Annotated in this window: 15 protein-coding genes; 12 read left to right on the top strand and 3 right to left on the bottom strand. The window is 38.8% G+C overall.

The features are described 5' to 3' along the window. Nucleotides 1–35 precede the first annotated feature (35 nt). The 5 genes from nusA to truB all read left to right on the top strand — a co-directional run bounded on the left by nusA (nucleotide 36) and on the right by truB (nucleotide 6,323). Nucleotides 36–1,667: a transcription termination factor NusA gene (gene nusA / locus CEV08_RS02180; RefSeq protein ID WP_100130151.1), complete on the top strand. Its 1,632-nt coding sequence runs from the start codon at nucleotides 36–38 to the stop codon at nucleotides 1,665–1,667. After that, nucleotides 1,668–2,303 carry an RNA-binding protein gene (locus CEV08_RS02175; RefSeq protein ID WP_100130150.1) on the top strand — a complete coding sequence of 212 codons (636 nt, stop codon included), beginning with the start codon at nucleotides 1,668–1,670 and terminating at the stop codon, nucleotides 2,301–2,303. Next, the gene (gene infB, locus CEV08_RS02170; protein WP_100130149.1) at nucleotides 2,300–4,828 is read left to right on the top strand and encodes a translation initiation factor IF-2; all 2,529 of its coding nucleotides are present in this window, start codon (nucleotides 2,300–2,302) and stop codon (nucleotides 4,826–4,828) included. Before CEV08_RS02175 ends, infB begins: the two co-directional genes overlap by 4 nt. A 123-nt stretch (nucleotides 4,829–4,951) precedes the next feature. Beyond that, nucleotides 4,952–5,356: a 30S ribosome-binding factor RbfA gene (gene rbfA, locus CEV08_RS02165; protein ID WP_100130207.1), complete on the top strand. Its 405-nt coding sequence runs from the start codon at nucleotides 4,952–4,954 to the stop codon at nucleotides 5,354–5,356. A gap of 4 nt (nucleotides 5,357–5,360) precedes the next feature. After that, nucleotides 5,361–6,323 (top strand): tRNA pseudouridine(55) synthase TruB, encoded by a 963-nt coding sequence (truB, locus tag CEV08_RS02160; RefSeq protein WP_100130148.1) that lies wholly within the window; start codon nucleotides 5,361–5,363, stop codon nucleotides 6,321–6,323. Between the two features lie 1,583 nt (nucleotides 6,324–7,906). Here the strand turns inward: truB and CEV08_RS02155 are convergent. Beyond that, the gene (locus tag CEV08_RS02155; RefSeq protein ID WP_100130147.1) at nucleotides 7,907–9,535 is read right to left on the bottom strand and encodes an MFS transporter; all 1,629 of its coding nucleotides are present in this window, start codon (nucleotides 9,533–9,535) and stop codon (nucleotides 7,907–7,909) included. A gap of 309 nt (nucleotides 9,536–9,844) precedes the next feature. Between CEV08_RS02155 and rpsO the strand changes: the two genes are divergently transcribed. From rpsO to CEV08_RS02140, 3 genes are all read left to right on the top strand, one after another. Next, a complete protein-coding gene (rpsO, locus tag CEV08_RS02150; RefSeq protein WP_100130146.1) occupies nucleotides 9,845–10,114 on the top strand; it encodes a 30S ribosomal protein S15 in 270 nt (89 codons plus the stop codon). 261 nt (nucleotides 10,115–10,375) lie between these two features. Next, nucleotides 10,376–12,571 carry a polyribonucleotide nucleotidyltransferase gene (gene pnp / locus CEV08_RS02145; protein WP_100130145.1) on the top strand — a complete coding sequence of 732 codons (2,196 nt, stop codon included), beginning with the start codon at nucleotides 10,376–10,378 and terminating at the stop codon, nucleotides 12,569–12,571. Nucleotides 12,572–12,645: 74 nt separating this feature from the next. Continuing rightward, nucleotides 12,646–13,641 carry a class I SAM-dependent methyltransferase gene (locus CEV08_RS02140; protein WP_100130206.1) on the top strand — a complete coding sequence of 332 codons (996 nt, stop codon included), beginning with the start codon at nucleotides 12,646–12,648 and terminating at the stop codon, nucleotides 13,639–13,641. An 18-nt stretch (nucleotides 13,642–13,659) separates the two neighbouring features. Here CEV08_RS02140 and hslU read toward each other — a convergent pair whose 3' ends face one another. After that, entirely contained in the window at nucleotides 13,660–14,970 is a 1,311-nt protein-coding gene (gene hslU, locus CEV08_RS02135) for an ATP-dependent protease ATPase subunit HslU (RefSeq protein WP_100130144.1), read from the bottom strand. Next, nucleotides 14,971–15,552 carry an ATP-dependent protease subunit HslV gene (hslV, locus tag CEV08_RS02130; RefSeq protein WP_100130143.1) on the bottom strand — a complete coding sequence of 194 codons (582 nt, stop codon included), beginning with the start codon at nucleotides 15,550–15,552 and terminating at the stop codon, nucleotides 14,971–14,973. A gap of 200 nt (nucleotides 15,553–15,752) precedes the next feature. Between hslV and CEV08_RS02125 the strand changes: the two genes are divergently transcribed. The 4 genes from CEV08_RS02125 to CEV08_RS02110 all read left to right on the top strand — a co-directional run bounded on the left by CEV08_RS02125 (nucleotide 15,753) and on the right by CEV08_RS02110 (nucleotide 20,266). Then, nucleotides 15,753–16,742 carry an asparaginase gene (locus tag CEV08_RS02125; protein ID WP_100130142.1) on the top strand — a complete coding sequence of 330 codons (990 nt, stop codon included), beginning with the start codon at nucleotides 15,753–15,755 and terminating at the stop codon, nucleotides 16,740–16,742. A gap of 174 nt (nucleotides 16,743–16,916) precedes the next feature. After that, a complete protein-coding gene (coaA, locus tag CEV08_RS02120; RefSeq protein ID WP_245407014.1) occupies nucleotides 16,917–17,861 on the top strand; it encodes a type I pantothenate kinase in 945 nt (314 codons plus the stop codon). Between the two features lie 13 nt (nucleotides 17,862–17,874). After that, nucleotides 17,875–19,242: a leucyl aminopeptidase family protein gene (locus tag CEV08_RS02115; RefSeq protein WP_100130140.1), complete on the top strand. Its 1,368-nt coding sequence runs from the start codon at nucleotides 17,875–17,877 to the stop codon at nucleotides 19,240–19,242. A gap of 157 nt (nucleotides 19,243–19,399) precedes the next feature. After that, on the top strand, nucleotides 19,400–20,266 hold the full coding sequence (locus CEV08_RS02110; protein WP_100130139.1) for an NlpC/P60 family protein: 867 nt from the start codon (nucleotides 19,400–19,402) through the stop codon (nucleotides 20,264–20,266). Nucleotides 20,267–20,698 lie beyond the last annotated feature (432 nt).

Genomic DNA, 20,698 nt, shown 5'->3' with positions numbered 1-20,698 from the left:
ATACCCATCGTGTGGCACAAAGAAGGAGAAAATTGATGGCTACAAGCGCTAACAGGCTTGAGATTCTGCAAATTGCAGATGCTGTTGCACGTGAAAAGTCAATCGACCGTGAAATTGTCATTTCTGCGATGGCTGATGCTATTCAGAAAGCAGCACGTTCTCGTTATGGTCAAGAAACCAATATCCGTGCTGAAATAAATTCCAAAACAGGTGAAATTAAATTACAACGCCTGCTTAAAATCGTTGATGTTGTCGAAGACTATACAACGGAAATTACTTTGTCCGATGCACTCAAACGTCAAGCAGATGCAAAAATTGGTGATTTTTTTGCTGATCTTTTACCTCCTATGGATTTTGGACGTATCGCAGCACAATCTGCTAAACAAGTTATTGTACAAAAAGTACGCGATGCAGAGCGTGATCAGCAATATGAAGAATTCAAAAATAAAGTTGGTGAAATTATTTCTGGGACAGTCAAGCGTGTGGAATATGGCAATGTCATCGTTGATTTAGGACGCGGTGAAGCTATCGTGCGCCGTGATGAATTAATTCCTCGTGAATCCTTCCGCTATGGAGACCGTATTCGTGCTTTTGTCAATGATGTACACCGTGAAACACGTGGACCACAAATTTTCCTTTCACGCACACATCCTCAATTTATGGTAAAACTTTTTACTATGGAAGTTCCAGAAATTTATGATGGTATTATAGAAATAAAATCGGTCGCCCGTGATCCAGGTTCAAGAGCAAAAATCGCCGTTGTTTCACGCGATGGCTCCATTGATCCGGTTGGAGCGTGTGTGGGAATGCGAGGTAGCCGTGTACAAGCTGTTGTTGCAGAGTTACAAGGCGAAAAAATTGATATTATTCCTTGGTCACCGGATGCTGCAACATTTGTCGTTAATGCATTGCAACCTGCTGAAGTTTCTAAAATTATCCTTGATGAAGATGCTGAACGTATCGAAGTTATTGTGCCAGATGACCAACTCAGCCTTGCTATTGGACGACGTGGACAAAATGTTCGCTTAGCTTCGCAACTAACAGGATGGAACATTGATATTTTAACGGAAAAAGAAGAATCTGAAAATCGTCAAAAAGAATTTACTGAACGAAGTAAATTGTTTATGGAAACCTTAGAGGTTGACGAAATGATCGGACAGGTTATGGCATCAGAGGGTTTTTCTTCTATTGAAGACATCGCCTACATTGATCTTGAAGAAATCGCTTCTATTGATGGTTTTGACCATGATACCGCCACTGAAATTCAAAGTCGGGCCCGTGAATATCTCGATCATCAAGAAAAAAAACTTGATGAGAAACGCAAAAAGCTTGGAGTTTCTGATGAATTGCGAACACTTCCTGGAATGACAAGTGCTATGCTGGTTGCTGTGGGTGAAGATGGTATAAAAACAATAGAAGATTTTGCTGGCTATGCTGTTGATGATTTAGCTGGTTGGAGAGAACGCAAAGAAGGCCAAACAAAGAATTTTTCTGGTATTTTAACCCCTTTTGACATTACGCGCGAGGATGCAGAAGCTATGGTTTTAGCTGCACGTGTACAAGCAGGTTGGATAGACCAAGCCGATCTTATTACAGAAAGTCCTGTAGAAGATGAAAATTCTGCAGAAAATGAAAAAACTGATGATTTGGATGTGGATACACTTTAAATGAATGAACGAACTTGCATTGTGACCCGACAAAATGCTTCAGCACAAACGCTGATCCGTTTTGTTATTGGTCCCAATAACCAAATTGTTCCTGATCTTAAAGCAAATTTACCAGGGCGCGGCGTTTGGATTTCTGCTCATCACGCTGTTATTGAGAAAGCGATCAAACAGAAAGCTTTTCATAAAAATTTTAAAACAGATGTTGAGGTTGCACCAAATCTTGTGCATATTGTTGATACGCTTTTGCTCAAAGCTGCTCTTTCAAGCCTTTCCATGGCAAGAAAAGCGGGAGCTATTGTCATGGGAGCAACGAAGGTTGACGCTGCTATCCGCTCTGGTCAAGTTATTCTTGTACTTCATGCTAGAGAAACAACAGAAGATGGAAAACGAAAAATTGCACAGGCTATCCATACAATACAACAACAAACAAATCGGATAATAAAAACCATATCTTTATTTACAAGTGATGAAATGCGCGTGGCTTTTGGCTCTAATCCTGTCATGCACGCAGCCTTGTTGGACACAAAGGCAGCTGAAGGATTTCTCAAAACGACATATAAATTGATCAGCTATCGTGATGACAAGCATAGTAAGCACGGTGAGATGACGGCACAAGCCGTGAAGGAAGTACAATGAGTGAAAATAACAACGACAAAACAATAGGCAAGAAGACACTAACTCTCAAGCGGTCTGTCTTGGAAACGAGCACGGTCAAACAAAATTTTAGCCATGGTCGTACGAAAGCTGTCGTTGTCGAAACCAAACGACGTAAAATTACACGACCTGATGAAAAAGCCGAAACCTTGCAGCCTATTACAAAGCCGCATGTCGCCCCTCAGCGCTCTAAACCGCGTTTTGAGGAAAAAAAATCTCAAGAATCTGTGGCCAAAAGCAATCTTTCATCGGCTGAAATGGAAGCAAGACTTCGCGCGTTAGAAGAAGCACATATCCAAGAAAAAATAACGCGAGAACAAGCCGAAAAGGAAGCAAAACTTGCGAAAGAGCGTGAAGAAATTTTAAAGCAAGAAATTCAAGAACAAGAAAGGCTTCAAAAACAAGAAGAAGAAAAATCAGCGGTACAGATTCCACCTGTTCTCTCTGAACCCTCCCTCATCGAAAAGACAGATATTCCTATTGCGCCTAAAAGTACAACAGTGATTGAAAAACGTAAAATAGATGAAAGTAAAGAGGAAGAACGGCATGGCCGACGTTCTAACTCTACTAAATCAGAAATACGTGCGCCAAAAGTTGTCAAAGGAGCTGATGAGCGACGTCGTGGAAAACTCACTCTTAATAGCGCACTGGACGAAGAAGGGAGTGCACGAGGACGATCAATGGCTGCAATGCGGCGCAGGCAGGAAAAGTTTAAGCGTGCGCAAAACCAAGAACCAAGAGAAAAAATTTCTCGCGAAGTTGTTCTTCCTGAAACGATTACTATTCAAGAACTCGCACAACGTATGACTGAGCGTTCTGTTGATGTCATTAAATTTTTAATGAAACAAGGACAAATGATGAAACCTGGTGATGTTATTGATGCAGACGTTGCCGAACTCATCGCTGTTGAATTTGGGCATACTGTTAAACGTGTTTTAGAATCTGACGTAGAGGAAGGTATCTTTAATATAACAGATAATCCTCAAAATATGCAGTCGCGTCCCCCTGTTGTAACCATTATGGGCCACGTTGACCACGGAAAAACTTCTCTTCTGGATGCTATTCGCAAAGCAAATGTTGTTTCTGGTGAAGCAGGTGGTATTACGCAACATATTGGAGCCTATCAAGTAGAACAAAACGGTCAAAAAATTACCTTTATTGATACACCAGGGCATGCTGCATTTACCGCTATGCGTGCCCGGGGAGCTCGTGTTACTGATATTGCCGTTCTTGTTGTCGCTGCTGATGATAGTGTTATGCCGCAGACGATTGAGTCAATCAATCACGCCAAAGCTGCTGGTGTCCCTATTATTGTTGCTATCAACAAAATTGATAAACCCGCTGCGAATACACAAAAAGTGCGGACAGAACTTTTACAACATGAAGTGTTTGTTGAAACGATGGGTGGAGAGACTTTGGACGTTGAAGTTTCTGCTAAAACCGGTCAAAATCTTGATAAACTTCTCGAAGCTATCCTTCTTCAAGCTGAAATGCTTGATCTGAAAGCAGATCCTCAGCGAACTGCAGAGGGTGTTGTCATTGAAGCCAAATTGGATCGTGGGCGCGGATCTGTTGCAACTGTTCTTGTTCAAAAAGGTACATTACATCCTTCTGATATTATTGTTGCTGGAAATGAATGGGGGCGTGTGCGTGCTTTGATTGACGATCATGGTCGCCATACAAAAGAAGCCGTTCCCTCTACACCAATTGAAATTTTAGGCATGCAAGGAACACCTCAAGCTGGAGACCGTTTTGCTGTTGTCACGCATGAAGCAAAAGCACGCGAAATTTCTGAATACCGTCAACGATTAGCACGTGATAAAGCTGTTGCTCGACAAACCGGTTCGCGTGGTTCTCTCGAACAGATGATGACAAAACTGCAAACGACTGGTGTTAAAGAATTTTCTCTTATTATCAAAGGGGATGTGCAAGGATCAATTGAAGCAATCGCTTCAGCATTGGAAAAATTAGGAAATGATGAGGTTCGTGCGCGTGTTGTACATTCTGGTGCTGGAGGAATTACAGAAAGTGATATTTCTCTTGCTGAAGCTTCTAACTCAGCTGTGATTGGTTTTAATGTTCGGGCCAATAAACAGGCGCGTGATTTTGCTAAAACACAAGGAATTGAAATTCGTTATTATAACATCATTTATGATCTTGTTGATGATATCAAAGCAGCCATGTCTGGATTACTCTCACCAGAACAGCGTGAAACTTTCTTGGGTAATGCTGAAATTCTAGAGGTCTTTAATATTACAAAAATCGGAAAAGTTGCTGGGTGTCGTGTTACAGAAGGTAAAATAGAACGAGGAGCCGGCGTTCGCCTTATCCGCGATAATATCGTTATTCACGAAGGAAAACTGAAAACACTCAAACGCTTTAAAGATGAAGTCAATGAAGTGCAAAATGGTCAAGAATGTGGAATAGCCTTTGAAAACTATGAAGACATGCGTGCAGGAGACATCATTGAGACCTTCCGTATCGAACATATTAATCGTACATTATAAAATAACCCCATAACTTTTCTCATTTTAAAATAGAGTAAAGTTATGGGAATTTTATACACAATGTCTCTTTTTTCTTTATCTGGATGGTCAAAAAAGAGGTTTTTGAGCAAGGATAAAACTTTGATGAAAAATACAGGGCCATCACAACGGCAACTTAGAGTAGCAGAGCAAGTGCGTCACGCAGTCGCGCATATACTACAACGTGGTATTTTGCTTGATGATGTCTTGAAAGATATTGTCATTTCTGTCTCTGAAGTACGCATATCACCAGATTTAAAAATTGCTACTTGCTTTGTATCACCTCTCAGTACGCTTAAAAATGCTTCCCATACCAATATCGTTGATACTCTCAATAAACATTGTCGTTTTCTCCGTGGAGAAATCAGTCATGCATTGCGACAAATGAAATATATACCAGAACTGCGTTTCCGACTTGATAATAGTTTTGATAATTTTTCAAAAATTGATGCTCTCCTTCGTTCCCCTAAGGTTGCGCGCGATCTTCATAGTCATAAAGATGAGGATTGAAAATATGGCACGGCAACGCAAAAAAAAAGGGCGTCCTGTTTCTGGCTGGGTCATATTTGATAAACCAAAAGGAATGAAATCAACAGAAGCTGTCTCACACATAAAATGGCTCTTTCATGCACAAAAAGCAGGACATGCGGGTACGCTTGACCCTCTTGCTTCTGGTCTCCTCCCCATTGCATTGGGTGAAGCAACCAAAACCGTTCCTTACGTGATGCAAGGCAAAAAAACTTATCGTTTTCATATCGCTTGGGGGCAAGAGCGCTCAACAGATGATCTAGAGGGAGAAATCACCAAAACATCTTTCAAGCGTCCAACACAAGAAGAAATACTTGCTCTTCTTCCTCAATATACAGGTATTATTTTGCAAACACCTCCACAATTTTCAGCAATTAAAATTGCTGGAAATCGCGCCTATGATCTAGCGCGTGAAGGAGAAATCGTTGAAATTGCGCCGCGTGAAGTGGAAATAGAAACTTTCGAGTTAATAGAAACACCAACCAAAGAATACTCTGTCTTTGAAATAACCTGCGGAAAAGGAACTTATGTGCGCTCGCTCGCACGCGATATGGGACGTGATTTGGGGTGCTATGGGCATATTGCTGACTTAAGACGTATTGCCGTCGCACCTTTTGATGAAGAGGATCTCATTACATGGGATGAACTAAAAGCAGCAATATCGCCAAATAAAAACACTACAGATAAAAATGAGAGTTCTTTTGAAAAAGACTTCAGAGCGCTCGATGAACTATTAATTGAAACGGAAGCGGCATTAGATTGCCTTCCTCATTATTCGCTTACTGAAACCCAAGCGCAGAGAGTTATGAGAGGGCATTCTATTCCTTTATATACTCAAAAAACACTTCTTGATGAAGAAGAGATTTTTGTCCTTTATAAAGAACAACTTCTTGCGATTGGCATTTTCGACAAAGGTCTATTTAAACCAAAGCGAATTTTCACAGTTTAAGCGATTCTTTCTTATAACTATCTCTCATTAAAAATATTGTTCTCGATCAAATTAAGAGAAATATATTGCTTTTCATTTCTTTACACTTACCTTATTCATATAAAAACTTAAAGATAATGCTATAAGCCGACACCTTCATACACTTTGCTATCCCCTAATGTTAAACCCTTATATTTGAAAAGCTTCATAAAGAGATTTTTTATTCCCTAATCGTTTTGCCCACACGCTATCCCCCGTTTGTAATGTACAAGAAAATGATTTAGATTGATTCAACCTAAACAGATTTGAAATGAGATAACCCTATGATATTGTAGATATCTTACATTCAACGTGAAAAACAACAATTTATTCTTATAATTAATTGCATTGCAATCGCCCGTTGAATCTAATCTTAAAAGCTCGAAAATTGATATCATTCTAAATCACTGTTTTTGTCAGTATAAAATATACTTATACAATCTATTTTTTGCTAAGAGACTTATTTAGAACAAGAAAACTCAAATCTTAGACTTTAAACAACAAAGATGATACATTCCAACTGTCTATCTCATAAAAATCGATCGTTGCCCCCTACAAATGGTATAATTATGCTTACAATCAGCCATTATTCTAATCATCATGGATATTATACAAAAAACCTGTAAACACATCTGTAAAGAACAAGAAATTTTAAAGATCGGTATCTTATTGTTGTTTTTTGTATCAAATAAAAAACTGATATATCTCTCCAGTTTATTGTTAGTATATTTTTTGTTTTATGATCTTTTTTACCTGATAAAATTGTACTTTCGCTCTTGCTTATAAAGCAATATTCAATCACGCTATCGCAGCATATTTGAAACAAAGATTAAAAGAGTTTAGTCTTTTGTAAACAGTTCCAACTTTCTATACCAAATATGATTAGACGTATATCTATTTGAGTAATATCAAAAAAGTAAGACAGCTTCATTTGGGAAAAATATGAAACTATAAATGGAGCAAGCTACTTTTACCAATGCGGCTTTACCTTTTAAATAATGGAGATTATGCATTATCTCCCTCGCTCCTTTATTTCTCTCTGTCTTGGAATATAGTGATCCTTCACTCAAAATAGAGCGCACAAAACACAAAATTATTGTATGGCTTATCCACTTGCTTTTTTAAGAAACATTTCTCAATATACTCGAGCCTATTTCACGACAGCGTTTGTAAAGTATACAAAATCCATTGCGCATAACCCCATTTTTTACGCTTGATAAAAGTACAGGCTGGTATCACAATCCTGTTTTTCGATTTAAAATGTCGCAATAAACCTTGGCAATTAATATCGTTCATCAAAAATTCCTCTTTTTCTATCGTCTTTCTCATATTTACTTCACTAGTAACGTACAAAAAATAGTTTTTATTGACTTAATATTAAAGTGAGATAAACAGATTTAAAATGAGAGAAGCTTAAGGATTTTTAGGGCTATTACTCAACATTAAAATTATAAAATATCATTATAAATCAAATAATTAAGTCATTCATTTTTTTGTGCTTATGTTAACCAATTGATCAAAAGAATATGGCCATATTTAATATTTTACAAAAAACTTCTCTAACCTTAAGGAAGATGATCAGAAGGGACTTTTAAAAGCATCTCATTGGCTTGAGGGATTGTCTGTCGTTCAATCATGCGGTGCACTCTTATACCGTTAGGAGTACAATTTAAATGACGCAAACGCTTATTGACTTCAGCATCTGCTTTTGTACGACGATGGTTATGGCGTAAGTAATCAACCCATGTTGGCATATGATAAGCCTCTGTCCAATATTCAGGTCTTTCAAGGTCTCGTAAAAGGACCCATTGACGCGCTCCATCACGTAAACGAATATGGCGTCGTCGCGTCATCACTTTGAGAAACTCTTCCAGATCATTTTCATGAATTTGATAATCGATCATTATCATGATTGGGCCACTTCTTGCTTTTAGGTCGAGTAAGAGTTCTGGCTCTCTAAAATGATCAAGAGGATTCAAATCTATTTGAGGGATTTCTTGAATTCTAAATTTTACCCCCGCAAGAGCCCCAACAATCAAGAATAGAGAACAAATACTCAAAGCAATTGTTGGAGAATAACCATCAGCCCAAATTCCCCAGATTGCACTACCAAGAGCCATCCCCCCATAAGATGCCGTTTGATAAAGTGCTAAAGAACGTGCAACAACCCAGCGTGGTGTCGAGAGTTGTACAGATGTATTAAACAATGATAATGCCAAAACCCAACATAAACCTGCAGGAAATAAAGCAATATGGCTTATAATCAGTGAGCGGCTTATTCCCAATAAAAAGCAAGAAAAAGCGAAACCAATAAATGCACTTGCAATAATTGTTTCTGAACGAAAATGATGCCGTACAAATGCATTAATAATCCCTGCTGTCATGGCTCCTAACCCAAAACAACCAAGCAATGTCCCATAAAGAAGGGCACTTCCTCCCAGAACTTGATGCGCAACAATTGGCAAAAGGGCTAAAATCGAAATTGCTCCTATACCAAAAAGGAACGCTCGAACCATAATATTCAGAAGATTAGGTGACATCGCAACATAACGCAGACCATCAGAGACAGCCCCTAACAGTCTTTCTCGTGGCAAGGGGTTGTTTTCATAATTCAATTTCCAGAAAAATAATGCACCAATAAGAGGGATATAGCTTATAGCATTAAACAAAAAAGCAGCAGATGCCCCCAAAGTTGCAATGATGGCCCCCCCAATAGCAGGACCAACACTCCGCATTAAATTAAAGCCGACACTATTCAAACTAACAGCAGCAGGAATATTTTCCCTGCTCACAATATCTCCTATCGTTGCTTGCCAAGAAGGATTATAAAAGGCTGTGCCACATCCAATCAAAAACGTGAAACATAATAAAAGCCAAGGTGTTAAAAATCCCATATAGGCTAAAACAGATAAACTCATGGATATGACCATCATCATAATCTGTGCGCACAACATAATTTGACGCCGATTAAAATTGTCCGCTAATGCCCCTGCCATCAAAGAAAACATAACAAGTGGTAATGTTGTCGCACTCTGAACAAGCCCAACCATAGAATGCGAAGAACTAATTAACGCCATTAACCACCCTGCTCCAACAGCCTGTATCAGCCCCCCTAAATTAGAAATAAGCGTAGATAACCATAAATTTCGAAATACCGAATTACGAAAAAGTTTTAATGTTGACATGCTCTGCATCTTTTTCCTCCAAATCGATATTTATCACTTTGTTACCACACACTCATAATCTTTGTCTCAAAAGGATGCGTAAATCTTTAAAAAACTTCTCATAACACCCTATTTAAATCAATATTTCAAAACAAAAGCTTTTATTTAAAGAAAGACTTCAAAATACTTATCAGGACTAGTATTTTAACCTTCTTTCCTATATAAGAGCGAAAATAAGTGAGAGTCTTCGACTCTTCTTATTTCCTCGCAGACCCTAGCTGAACGACATCTCGGCTATGGGTGACTTTGTTTTTCTTCGTTTTTTGAAAGGATGATACGATGTCGATTACAGCTGAACGTAAACAAGCTCTTGTCGCAGAATACGCCAATAAAGTTGGTGATACAGGATCACCAGAAGTGCAGATTGCTGTACTTTCTGAACGTATTTCTAATTTAACAAATCACTTTAAATCGCACAAAAAAGATAACCATTCTCGTTGTGGTCTTTTAAAGATGGTGTCTCAACGCCGGCGCCTTCTTGATTATCTTAAAGGAGTTGACCAAAATCGTTATCAGACACTTATCAAAAAGTTAGGTTTGCGTCGCTAGTTGCTAAAAGAAAAATGGGGGGGATGTAAAAAACCACCCATTTTTTCAACATGTTACTTTTAGTTAAAAATTTTAAAAAACTAACAAGTTATTATGGGATAGGATTGCTTATCATTTTTCATTTAAGGCGATTTATCTCTCTTTTCTCGCAAAAAAAAAGATGGAAATAACTTGTTGTCCACCTCAGAGCTTGAAAATATGCTACGCAAAGCCAGAATGTGAGCAATCAAAGATTTAAACACTGGTCATTAAGGATAAAAAATGTTCAAAACGCACAAGATAGAAATTGAATGGGCAGGGCGTCCGCTCACCCTTGAAACAGGGAAAATAGCGCGTCAAGCTGATGGTTCTGTGATTGCTACCTATGGAGAAATGATTGTTTTAGCAACCGTTGTATCTGCCAAAAGCCCGAAACCAGACCAAGACTTTTTTCCACTCACCGTTAATTATCAAGAAAAATCCTATGCCGTTGGTAGAATACCTGGAGGCTATTTAAAGCGTGAAAGTCGACCAAGTGAAAATGAAACGTTAGTCTCACGTTTAATTGATCGTCCTATTCGCCCTCTTTTCGTTGAGGGTTATAAAAATGATACACAAGTTATTGTTTCCGTTCTACAGCATGATCTTGAAAATAATCCTGATATCCTTGCGATGATTGCTGCCTCTGCCGCATTAACCCTCTCAGGCGTTCCTTTTATGGGGCCTATAGCAGGTGCGCGCGTTGGCTATTGTAACGGACAATATGTTCTCAATCCTCATATTGATGAAATGCCTGAATCAAAACTTGATCTTGTGGTAGCTGGAACAGAAAGTGCTGTATTGATGGTTGAATCAGAAGCACAAGAATTGCCAGAAGATATCATGTTGGGTGCTGTAATGTTCGGTCATAAAGGCCTTCAACCTGTCCTTGATGCCATCATCAAGCTTGCTGAAGTTGCTGCAAAAGATCCTCGTGATTTTGTTCCTGAAGATCTTTCTGTCCTTGAAAAAGCGATGCAGGAAATGGCCGAAAAGGATATACGAAAGGCCTACACAATTACTGATAAGCAAGAACGTTATGCCGCAATTGATGCACTAAAAACAGAAATCATCAATAAATTTATGCCAGAAACAGAAGAAGACTGTCAATTTAGTACAGATCAAATTGCAACCGTATTTAAACAGCTACAAGCAAAAATTGTTCGCGGAAACATTCTTGATACCCAAAAGCGTATTGATGGACGTAATCTTTCTACTGTGCGCCCTATCCAATCAGAAGTGAGTATTTTGCCCCGCACACATGGATCAGCACTCTTTACCCGCGGAGAAACACAAGCAATTGTCGTTGCAACCTTGGGAACTGGTGAAGATGAACAATATGTTGATGCCTTAACCGGGATGTATAAGGAAACATTCCTCCTCCATTACAATTTTCCACCATTTTCAGTAGGTGAAACAGGACGGCTTGGTTCTCCTGGTCGTCGTGAAATTGGACATGGAAAATTAGCATGGCGAGCAATTCACCCCATGTTGCCAACAAAAGAATCTTTTCCTTATACCATTCGCGCTGTCTCAGAAATTACTGAATCCAATGGATCGTCTTCCATGGCAACGGTTTGTGGAACTTCGCTTGCTCTCATGGATGCTGGTGTTCCGCTCGCGCGCCCCGTTGCAGGTATTGCCATGGGCTTGATTAAAGAAGGAGAACGCTTTGCTGTTCTGTCTGATATCTTAGGAGACGAAGATCATCTTGGCGATATGGATTTTAAAGTGGCAGGAACAGAAAATGGTATTACTGCTTTGCAAATGGATATCAAAATTGACGGTATTACCGAAAAAATTATGAAAATCGCCCTTGAACAAGCCAAAGGTGGACGAATCCATATCCTTAACGAAATGGCGAAAGCTTTAACCAGCGCACGAGCTGAATTGAGTGAATTTTCTCCACGTATCGAAGTGATGAATATTGCTGTTGATAAAATCCGTGATGTTATCGGCTCTGGTGGTAAAGTTATTCGAGAAATTGTGGAACAAACTGGAGCAAAAATTAATATTGAAGATGATGGTACCATTAAAATTGCTTCTGCTGAGGCTAAAACCATTGAAGCAGCAAAACGCTGGATCCATTCTATTGTCGATGAGCCTGAAGTTGGTGCTATCTACCAAGGTACAGTTGTAAAAACTGCGGACTTTGGTGCCTTTATAAACTTCTTTGGTTCTCGTGATGGGCTCGTGCATATCTCTCAGCTTGCATCAGAGCGCGTCACCAAAACAACTGATATTGTTAAGGAAGGTGATAAAGTTTGGGTTAAACTCATGGGCTTTGATGAACGTGGAAAAGTTCGCTTATCAATGAAGGTCGTTGATCAAGAAACCGGAAAGGAAATTACTGATGATAAATCAGTAAAAGAAGAAAAGTGCATGAATGAAAAAAAACAACCTGAGAATAAGCGCCGCCGGAAGAAAAAAGAAGCGTAATCTTTTCTTCTTATCGTAATCGTGAAATGCCATCCCAACATTGGAGTGGCATTTTTTCTTTGAAAGAAACACATGTGTTATCGTTTTTACCTTTTGAAAATCATGCGCTCCCTTATCCAGATGCAAATCAATGCTGGCTAAGTTTTGGTTTAACGGACGTTCCTTCTCCAAAATGGGCGCAAAATTTAAAAGTTATTACACCTTGGCGACCAGATTTTTTAAAATTTGTTGATACTCAATTTCACTGCTCTCCTCAAATAGATAAAACTTTCATCTATGACGGAGCATTTTTATGTTTGAGCAAATATCGTGGTTTTAACCAAAATTGTTTTCTTGATTTATTAGAATGCGTTAAACCCTGTGGATGGATTGTGATCAGTGGAGATAAAACGGCTGGTGCTGCTTCAATGATGAAATGGGTCAAAAAAATTGTGCCCATCACCGATAAACTCTCTAAAAATCATGGTCTTGTGTTTTGGCTTCAAGTGCCCCCACAAATAGAAAGAAAAAATATTGCACAATTGCGCTCACAACCGCTTTCTTTTGATAAATTTCAAACCACTTCTGGTATGTTCTCACATGGTCGTATTGATCCAGGATCTGCAGCGCTTGCTTCTTATATGCTCAAAGTTATTTCTGGGAAAACAGCTGATTTTGGGGCTGGCTGGGGCTATCTTTCTCACGTTGCACTTGAAAGCAATGTAAAACTTACATCCCTTGATCTCTATGAAGCAGACTACAACGCTTTGAAAGCAGCAAAACAGCACCTTAAATCCATAACAGCTCCTTTTCCAGTTCATTTTCATTGGCATGATCTTGTGCATGAGCCTATCACAAATCTATATGACACAATCATTTCTAATCCACCGTTTCACACACAACAAACGACAGATGTCTCCTTAGGGAAACATTTTATTATCAATGCTGCAAAATGCCTAAGACCAGGTGGCAGTCTACTTCTTGTTGCAAACCGCCACCTCCCTTATGAAACATTGTTAAAAGATATTTTCCGCACAGTATTGATACATAAACAAGCTTATGGTTTTAAAATTATCGAAGCACGCAGATAAACAAAACAAGCAATACCTCTAAAGAATAAAACGTGAAAGATCGATATCAGCAGCAAGTTCACCAATAGATTTTCTTACATAAGCCGCATCAATTTTAAATGATGTTCCAGCTTTATCTGGTGCCGTGAAAGAAATCTCATCCAAAACGCGCTCCATAACGGTTTGCAAACGACGTGCCCCTATGTTTTCAATCCTTGCATTTAAATCTACAGCAATATCTGCTAAAGCATCGATCGCATCATCGGTAATTTCCAAATGAACCTCTTCCGTTGCCATAAGAGCAATATATTGCTTAATCAAACTCGCTTCTGGTTCTGTTAGAATGCGACGTAAATCTTCCCTTGTTAAAGGATTGAGCTCTACGCGGATAGGTAAACGTCCTTGAAGTTCTGGTAATAGATCAGATGGCTTGGAAACATGAAATGCACCAGAGGCAATAAAAAGAATATGATCTGTTTTGATTTGCCCATATTTTGTAGCAATTGTTGTCCCTTCTACTAAAGGCAAAAGATCGCGTTGGACGCCCTCACGCGAAACCGCAGCACTGGCTCCACCATCTTTTGTTGCAATTTTATCAATCTCGTCGATAAAAACAATACCGTCATTTTCAGCAACACGAAGCGCTTCTTGAATAATTTGTTCCTGATCAAGAAGTTTTTCAGATTCATCATCAATGAGCGGTTTAAAAGCATCTCTTACTGTCGTTTTACGGACTTTTGTACGACTGCCCATTTTGCCCAAAATATCAGATAAATTCATAATCCCCATTTGTGCTCCAGGCATACCAGGAATATCAAAGGTTGAAGCACTATTGCTATTATGATCGGCTACTTCAATTTCAATCTCTTTCTCATCCAATTCACCTTCACGCAATTTTTTGCGAAAACTGTCACGGGTAGCGGGACTTGCTGTTTTACCAACAAGGGCGTCTAGAACGCGCTCTTCGGCATTCACATGAGCCTTTTCTTTTATTTCATCCCGTTTCTTTTCACGCACAAGAGAAATAGCAATTTCAACAAGGTCTCGAATAATTTGCTCAACGTCACGCCCCACATAACCAACTTCAGTAAATTTAGTCGCTTCTACTTTCACAAAAGGGGCACCAGACAGTTTTGCTAATCGACGTGCGATCCCTGTTTTACCAACACCTGTTGGCCCTATCATTAAAATATTTTTTGGCATCACTTCTTCACGCATCGGCTCATCAAGCTGTTGTCTACGCCACCGATTACGCAGTGCAATAGCTACAGAACGTTTGGCATCATTTTGGCCAATAATAAAACGATCAAGTTCAGAAACAGTTTCACGAGGGGAAAATACAACACACATTTAAATAGCTTTCTCTAAAGAAGATAATTCTGCATCCAATGTTTCAATTGTAAAATGATCATTGGTGTAAACACAAATTTTAGCAGCAATAGCCATAGCTTTACGGGCAATGGTTTCTGCATCCAGATCCAAGTCCATCAGTGCCCGCGCTGCTGAAAGAGCAAAATTTCCTCCAGAGCCAATGGCCATAACCCCATCTTCTGGTTCTAAGACATCACCAAGCCCTGTTAGAGCCAAAGTTACTTTCTTATCAGCCACCAGCATCATTGCTTCAAGGCGACGCAAATAGCGATCTGTTCGCCAATCTTTTGCAAGTTCTACACATGCACGCATAAGCTGGTCAGGATATTGCTCAAGCTTTGTTTCCAATCTTTCCAGTAATGTGAACGCATCTGCCGTAGCACCTGCAAAACCAGCAATAACCGCTCCACTCTTCCCAAGACGACGGACTTTACGCGCATTGCCTTTCATAATTGTCTGTCCAAGAGAGACTTGACCGTCGCCAGCCATCACGACTTTGCCACCTTTTCGTACTGTAATAATCGTTGTGCCATACATTATGTCTGGCTTATGTTCTGTCATAAGGAAACTCCTTAAATATTATTTTTTCATACAATGTAAAACTCAATTATTATTGTCATATTTAAGAACATATATAACAAAACACAATGATTCAGCTTCAATCAATTTGTTGAAATTGAAAAAATGATATCATTGTTGTCAATGTAATTTACTGTTAAATAGCTTTATGTAAACAGTTTGTGCCTTTATAGAGGAAAATTATGAAAAAAATAGTTATAGGAACCTTAGGTGGAACAATTGCAATGACTGCTGATCGTTTTGGTCACATGCAACCAACTTTAACCTCAGATCACCTCATAAAAAGTGTTCCTGATTTAAATAAAGTTGCTGATATTCATGCACAAACATTAATGCAAATACCAAGTGGTTCTTTATCTTTTAAAATTCTCTTTGAAATAATCGAGTGGGCAAAACAACAAATAAACGCCGGCGCAGAAGGGATTGTTTTAACGCAAGGGACTGATACTCTAGAAGAAACAGCTTTTTTTCTTTCTCTTTATTGGAAGGCAGCCGAACCACTCATCATAACCGGCGCTATGCGTACCCCTTACGAAGCAGGCGCTGACGGACCCGCTAACATTTTAGCAGCAACGCGCGTCGCAGCCGCCCCACAAAGTCGTAATAGAGGTGTTCTTGTTGTTATCAATGATACGATTCACTCACCTTATTGGCTCTATAAAAGCCATACCATCAAAGTTGAAACATTTCAATCAGGGCTCGTAGGTATTTTAGGAACTATTTTAGAAGGAAAACTTATTTATTTCAATGATCAAAAGTTTTTCCCGACAACGTTTGATCTTCCCCAAAACCACAATCATCAAATTGCACTCCTCTATTCCTCTTTATCGTCTGATGCACAATTAATGAAACTCTGCCTTGAAAGTGGATATTATGCTGGACTTGTTATCGCTGGTTTTGGTGCAGGACACTGTAGTTTTCAAGAAGCAGACCTTGTACAACAATATGCAACAAAAATACCAATCATTATTGCTAGTCGTTGTTGTAATGGCTCAACAACTCGTATAACTTATGGCTATAAAGGCTCAGAAATCGACATGATTGCTTCGGGTGCTCTCATGTCGGGTTATTTATCAGCTGTAAAAGCGCGTCTACTTTTATGGGCCTTTTTGGCACAAGGACATTCATTGGCACAAATCCGTTTACACTGGAATGACTGGACGATAAGTTAATAAAAATGGTCTACTATCTTAAAGACAAAGGGTATGCAAAACAAAATTTATTTAAAGACAAAGCAGTTTACTGTCCACTCTTACTCAATTGATGCGGCAAAAAAATCTCGATAAATACAAATGATTGATACAATTATACAAAAAATTAATCAGGACGATAATTTGGTCAAATCCATTTCTGACCGATATTCACCCTATCGCGTCTTTACCGCTCAAGAATGGTCAGAGTTTCGTGCCGACACACCTCTCACTTTGACTTTTGATGAAATTAAACGTTTACGCTCTATCGATGATCCTATCGATCTTAAGGAAGTAGAACGCATTTATCTTTCTTTATCGCGCCTCTTATCATGTCATGTTGAAGCCGTACAGGAACTTTTTCACAAACGTCAGCAGTTTCTCCATCAAGAAGAGACTAAAAAAACGCCCTTTATTATTGGAATTGCTGGTTCTGTAGCAGTAGGAAAATCAACCACTGCTCGCATCCTGCAAGAACTATTGAAACGCTGGACATCTAGTCTTAAAGTTAATCTAATCACAACGGATGGTTTTCTCTATCCTAACGCAATCTTACAGCAAAAAAATCGTCTGAATCGTAAAGGATTTCCTGATTCCTACGACATTAAAAAATTGCTGTGCTTTCTTTCAGCTATAAAAGCAGGTATCGGAAATGTCCCTGCTCCTCTTTATTCGCATATGACTTATGATGTGCTAGAAAACCAAACAATTATCATTGACCGTCCTGATATTTTAATTGTTGAAGGCATTAATGTATTACAGGTTAGTGATCTTCCTAAAGATGGCAAAGTCATTCCTTTCGTGTCAGATTTTTTTGATTTTTCAATCTATGTCGATGCTGAAACAGAAGTTATTCGTCACTGGTATTTGGAGCGCTTTAAGCGTTTACGTAAAACAGCTTTTCAAAACCCTGAATCCTATTTTCACCGTTATGCCCTTCTCAATGAAAAAGAAGCCTCAAAAATTGCTGAGGATATTTGGCAAACGATTAATTTAAAAAATTTACAAGAAAATATATTGCCAACACGACCACGGTCCAATCTCATTCTACGAAAGGGAAAAAATCATTTGGTCGAGTATGTCGCACTTAGACGACTATAAGGATCTCATAACGATGCACCAGCACTCCATTCATTTTAGCTCAATACGTATCGACAACAGTTGCCCTATCATCTTGGTAAACCAAAGAAATCTTGCCAACTTATCATTTGATGCCTCGACGGCAGCATGGATAAAAGTTAATGATTTTACTGGAAAAGCAGGACAAATACTCTTTGTTCCTCACGAAATGGGACACTTAAAAAAAGTTCTATTTGGAATTGGTAAGGGTAACGATCCCTTTATCACAGGGCTTCTTGCTCAAAAACTTCCTTCTGGTCAATGGCATTTAGAAGGTGAAACCTCTGATGAAATAAATACCTATCTTGGATTGGCGCTGGGAAGTTATCAATTTAATCGCTATCGTCAAAATTCTTCTCTCAAATCATTATCCGTCCATGTCAATGAAGCTGTTGATTTTAATGAACTCCAACGCATTTATGAAACTGTCTTCTTCGTCCGTGATCTCATCAATATTCCAGCCAATGATATGACCCCTGATACTCTTGAAAAAGAAGCACGACAATTGGGAAAAACATACGGTGCTCATGTCCAAAGTATTTGTGGAGATGATCTCTTAACCCATAACTTTCCGATGATTCATGCCGTAGGACGAGCAGGCAGCGCTGCACCACGACTGATTGAGTTACACTGGGGACAAGAAGATCATCCTAAAATAACGTTGGTAGGCAAAGGCGTAACTTTTGATACAGGGGGACTGGATATTAAATCAGCCAATAACATGTTGCTTATGAAAAAAGACATGGGGGGTGGAGCAAACGTTTTGGGATTGGCTAAACTGATCATGGATGCAAAATTGCCTTTCCGTCTACGTATTTTGATTCCAGCTGTGGAAAATGCAATTTCTGCAAATGCTTACCGACCAGGTGATATTCTCAAAAGTCGGAAAGGTTTAAGTGTTGAAGTAGGGAATACAGATGCTGAAGGGCGCCTTGTCCTTGCTGATGCACTCGCCTATGGTGATGAAGAAAGCCCACAATTCATGGTTTGCATGGCTACTTTAACGGGGGCGGCACGTATAGCATTAGGACCAGATCTTCCTGCATTTTATTGTAATGATTCAATATGGGCACAACAAATTTCTGAATCGGCTCACGCTGTTTTCGATCCTCTTTGGCAAATGCCCCTTTGGAAACCTTACCAAGAGATGCTATCATCGCCAATTGCTGACCTTAACAATGTAACTGGAAATAGCTTTGCTGGTTCTATAACCGCTGCTTTATTTCTTAATTCTTTTGTTGAAAAAGCTGAGCATTTTGCGCATTTCGACCTTTATGGATGGGTTCCAAAAGAAAAACCGGGGTACCCTATTGGGGGATCAGCACAAACTATTCGCGCCCTTTATAATATTTTTAAAAAATGAAGTTTTGACACAAAATATCCATATTTATGGATATTTTGTGTCTTAAGAGGAATTAACTTATCACCTTAAATTATGCTTTGTGCTTTATTTAAAGATGAGGGGTTTTGTTTGTGCAGTCGTCATAAAGCTATTTAAAGATACAATGAAAGGTAAATAAATGTTCTCTAAAGATCCGAGGTTAAATGCATTCAGAGAAGATCTAGCAGACCAACGTCTTGAAACAGAAATTACAGCGCAGCGCTTTGTGCAAGGTGAAAAAAGACGTGTTAATGTACCTGTTGCTGGACTGTTTAAAGAAAACAATAAAAATAGCGAAATGCAGACAGAGTGCTTATTCGGGGAAGAGCTTCTTATCTTTGAACACGGAGAAACGATGTCATGGGGACAATCTCTTAAAGATAATTATGTTGGCTATATTGATACAACAGCGCTTTGTATATCAACTGTCAAACAAACACATGTCGTTTCAATCCCACGTACTTTCCAATATTTTCAAGCTGATTTGCGTGGATCAATGGAATATCCCTTATCTATGGGAAGTAAGGTTACTGTTGTTGATGAAGTTGAAGTCCGTAAAACTATGTATTCTGTACTTGAAAACGGAAAAGCAATCATTAGTAATCATCTTAGTCCTATTGAACACGTGTACAAAGATTATGTTAGCGTTGCTGAAATGTTTATCCGCACACCTTACCTTTGGGGTGGAGTTAGTGGCTTTGGAATTGATTGCTCAGGGCTCGTCCAGCTTTCTATGATAATGACCGGTCAAAGGGTTTTACGCGATACTGATATGCAGCAGAAAACCATAGGAAATCCTCTTACAGATAATGATAAACTTCAACGAGGTGATTTGATTTTTTGGCAAGATCATGTGGCCATTATGGTTGATCATGAAAATGTCATTCACGCAAATGGCTTTTCTATGGACGTTATGATCGAACCGCTAGAGGACGTCATTAAACGTGTTGCTCAAACATATCAACATCATCCTATTGCAAAACGCCGTCCAATTCGAGAAACTTAATACAGCCCCCTATAAAAAATAATTTATTGTATGTTTTTGTTATATCGTAAATTGATTTGTAAGGATAATTATCTATCATTTTTATTTGGAGAAAATTTTTAAATATCGTAAAATTTTCTCATTTCAAATTTGTTTTATGTTGAATTGATCAAAATCATCTGCTTGTGCGTTACAAGTAGGGGGGGGAGTGTGAGTAAAAATGATTACGAAAAGAATATCTTTTATAAATGCTCTCGAATGCCAAAGGCTTTTGTAAAATTGGAGCTAACAAAATATATGAGAGTGCCTCGTTTTCTCTTTTATTAAGCGTAAAGAGGATACTGTTCAATAGATTATATATTATTTCCATGAGGGCTTCAACGTTCTACTCTTTATAAGCCCCAATGCGAAGGGGGCTTGCATGCGTTTGAGAGATGTATCTCTTAAACAAGT

Origin of the sequence: Bartonella tribocorum (genome assembly GCF_002778015.1) — a bacterium.
Lineage (GTDB): Bacteria > Pseudomonadota > Alphaproteobacteria > Rhizobiales > Rhizobiaceae > Bartonella > Bartonella tribocorum_B.
The sequence above is the reverse complement of the archived record's forward strand: the minus strand, read 5'-3'. Positions and strand labels throughout refer to the sequence as shown.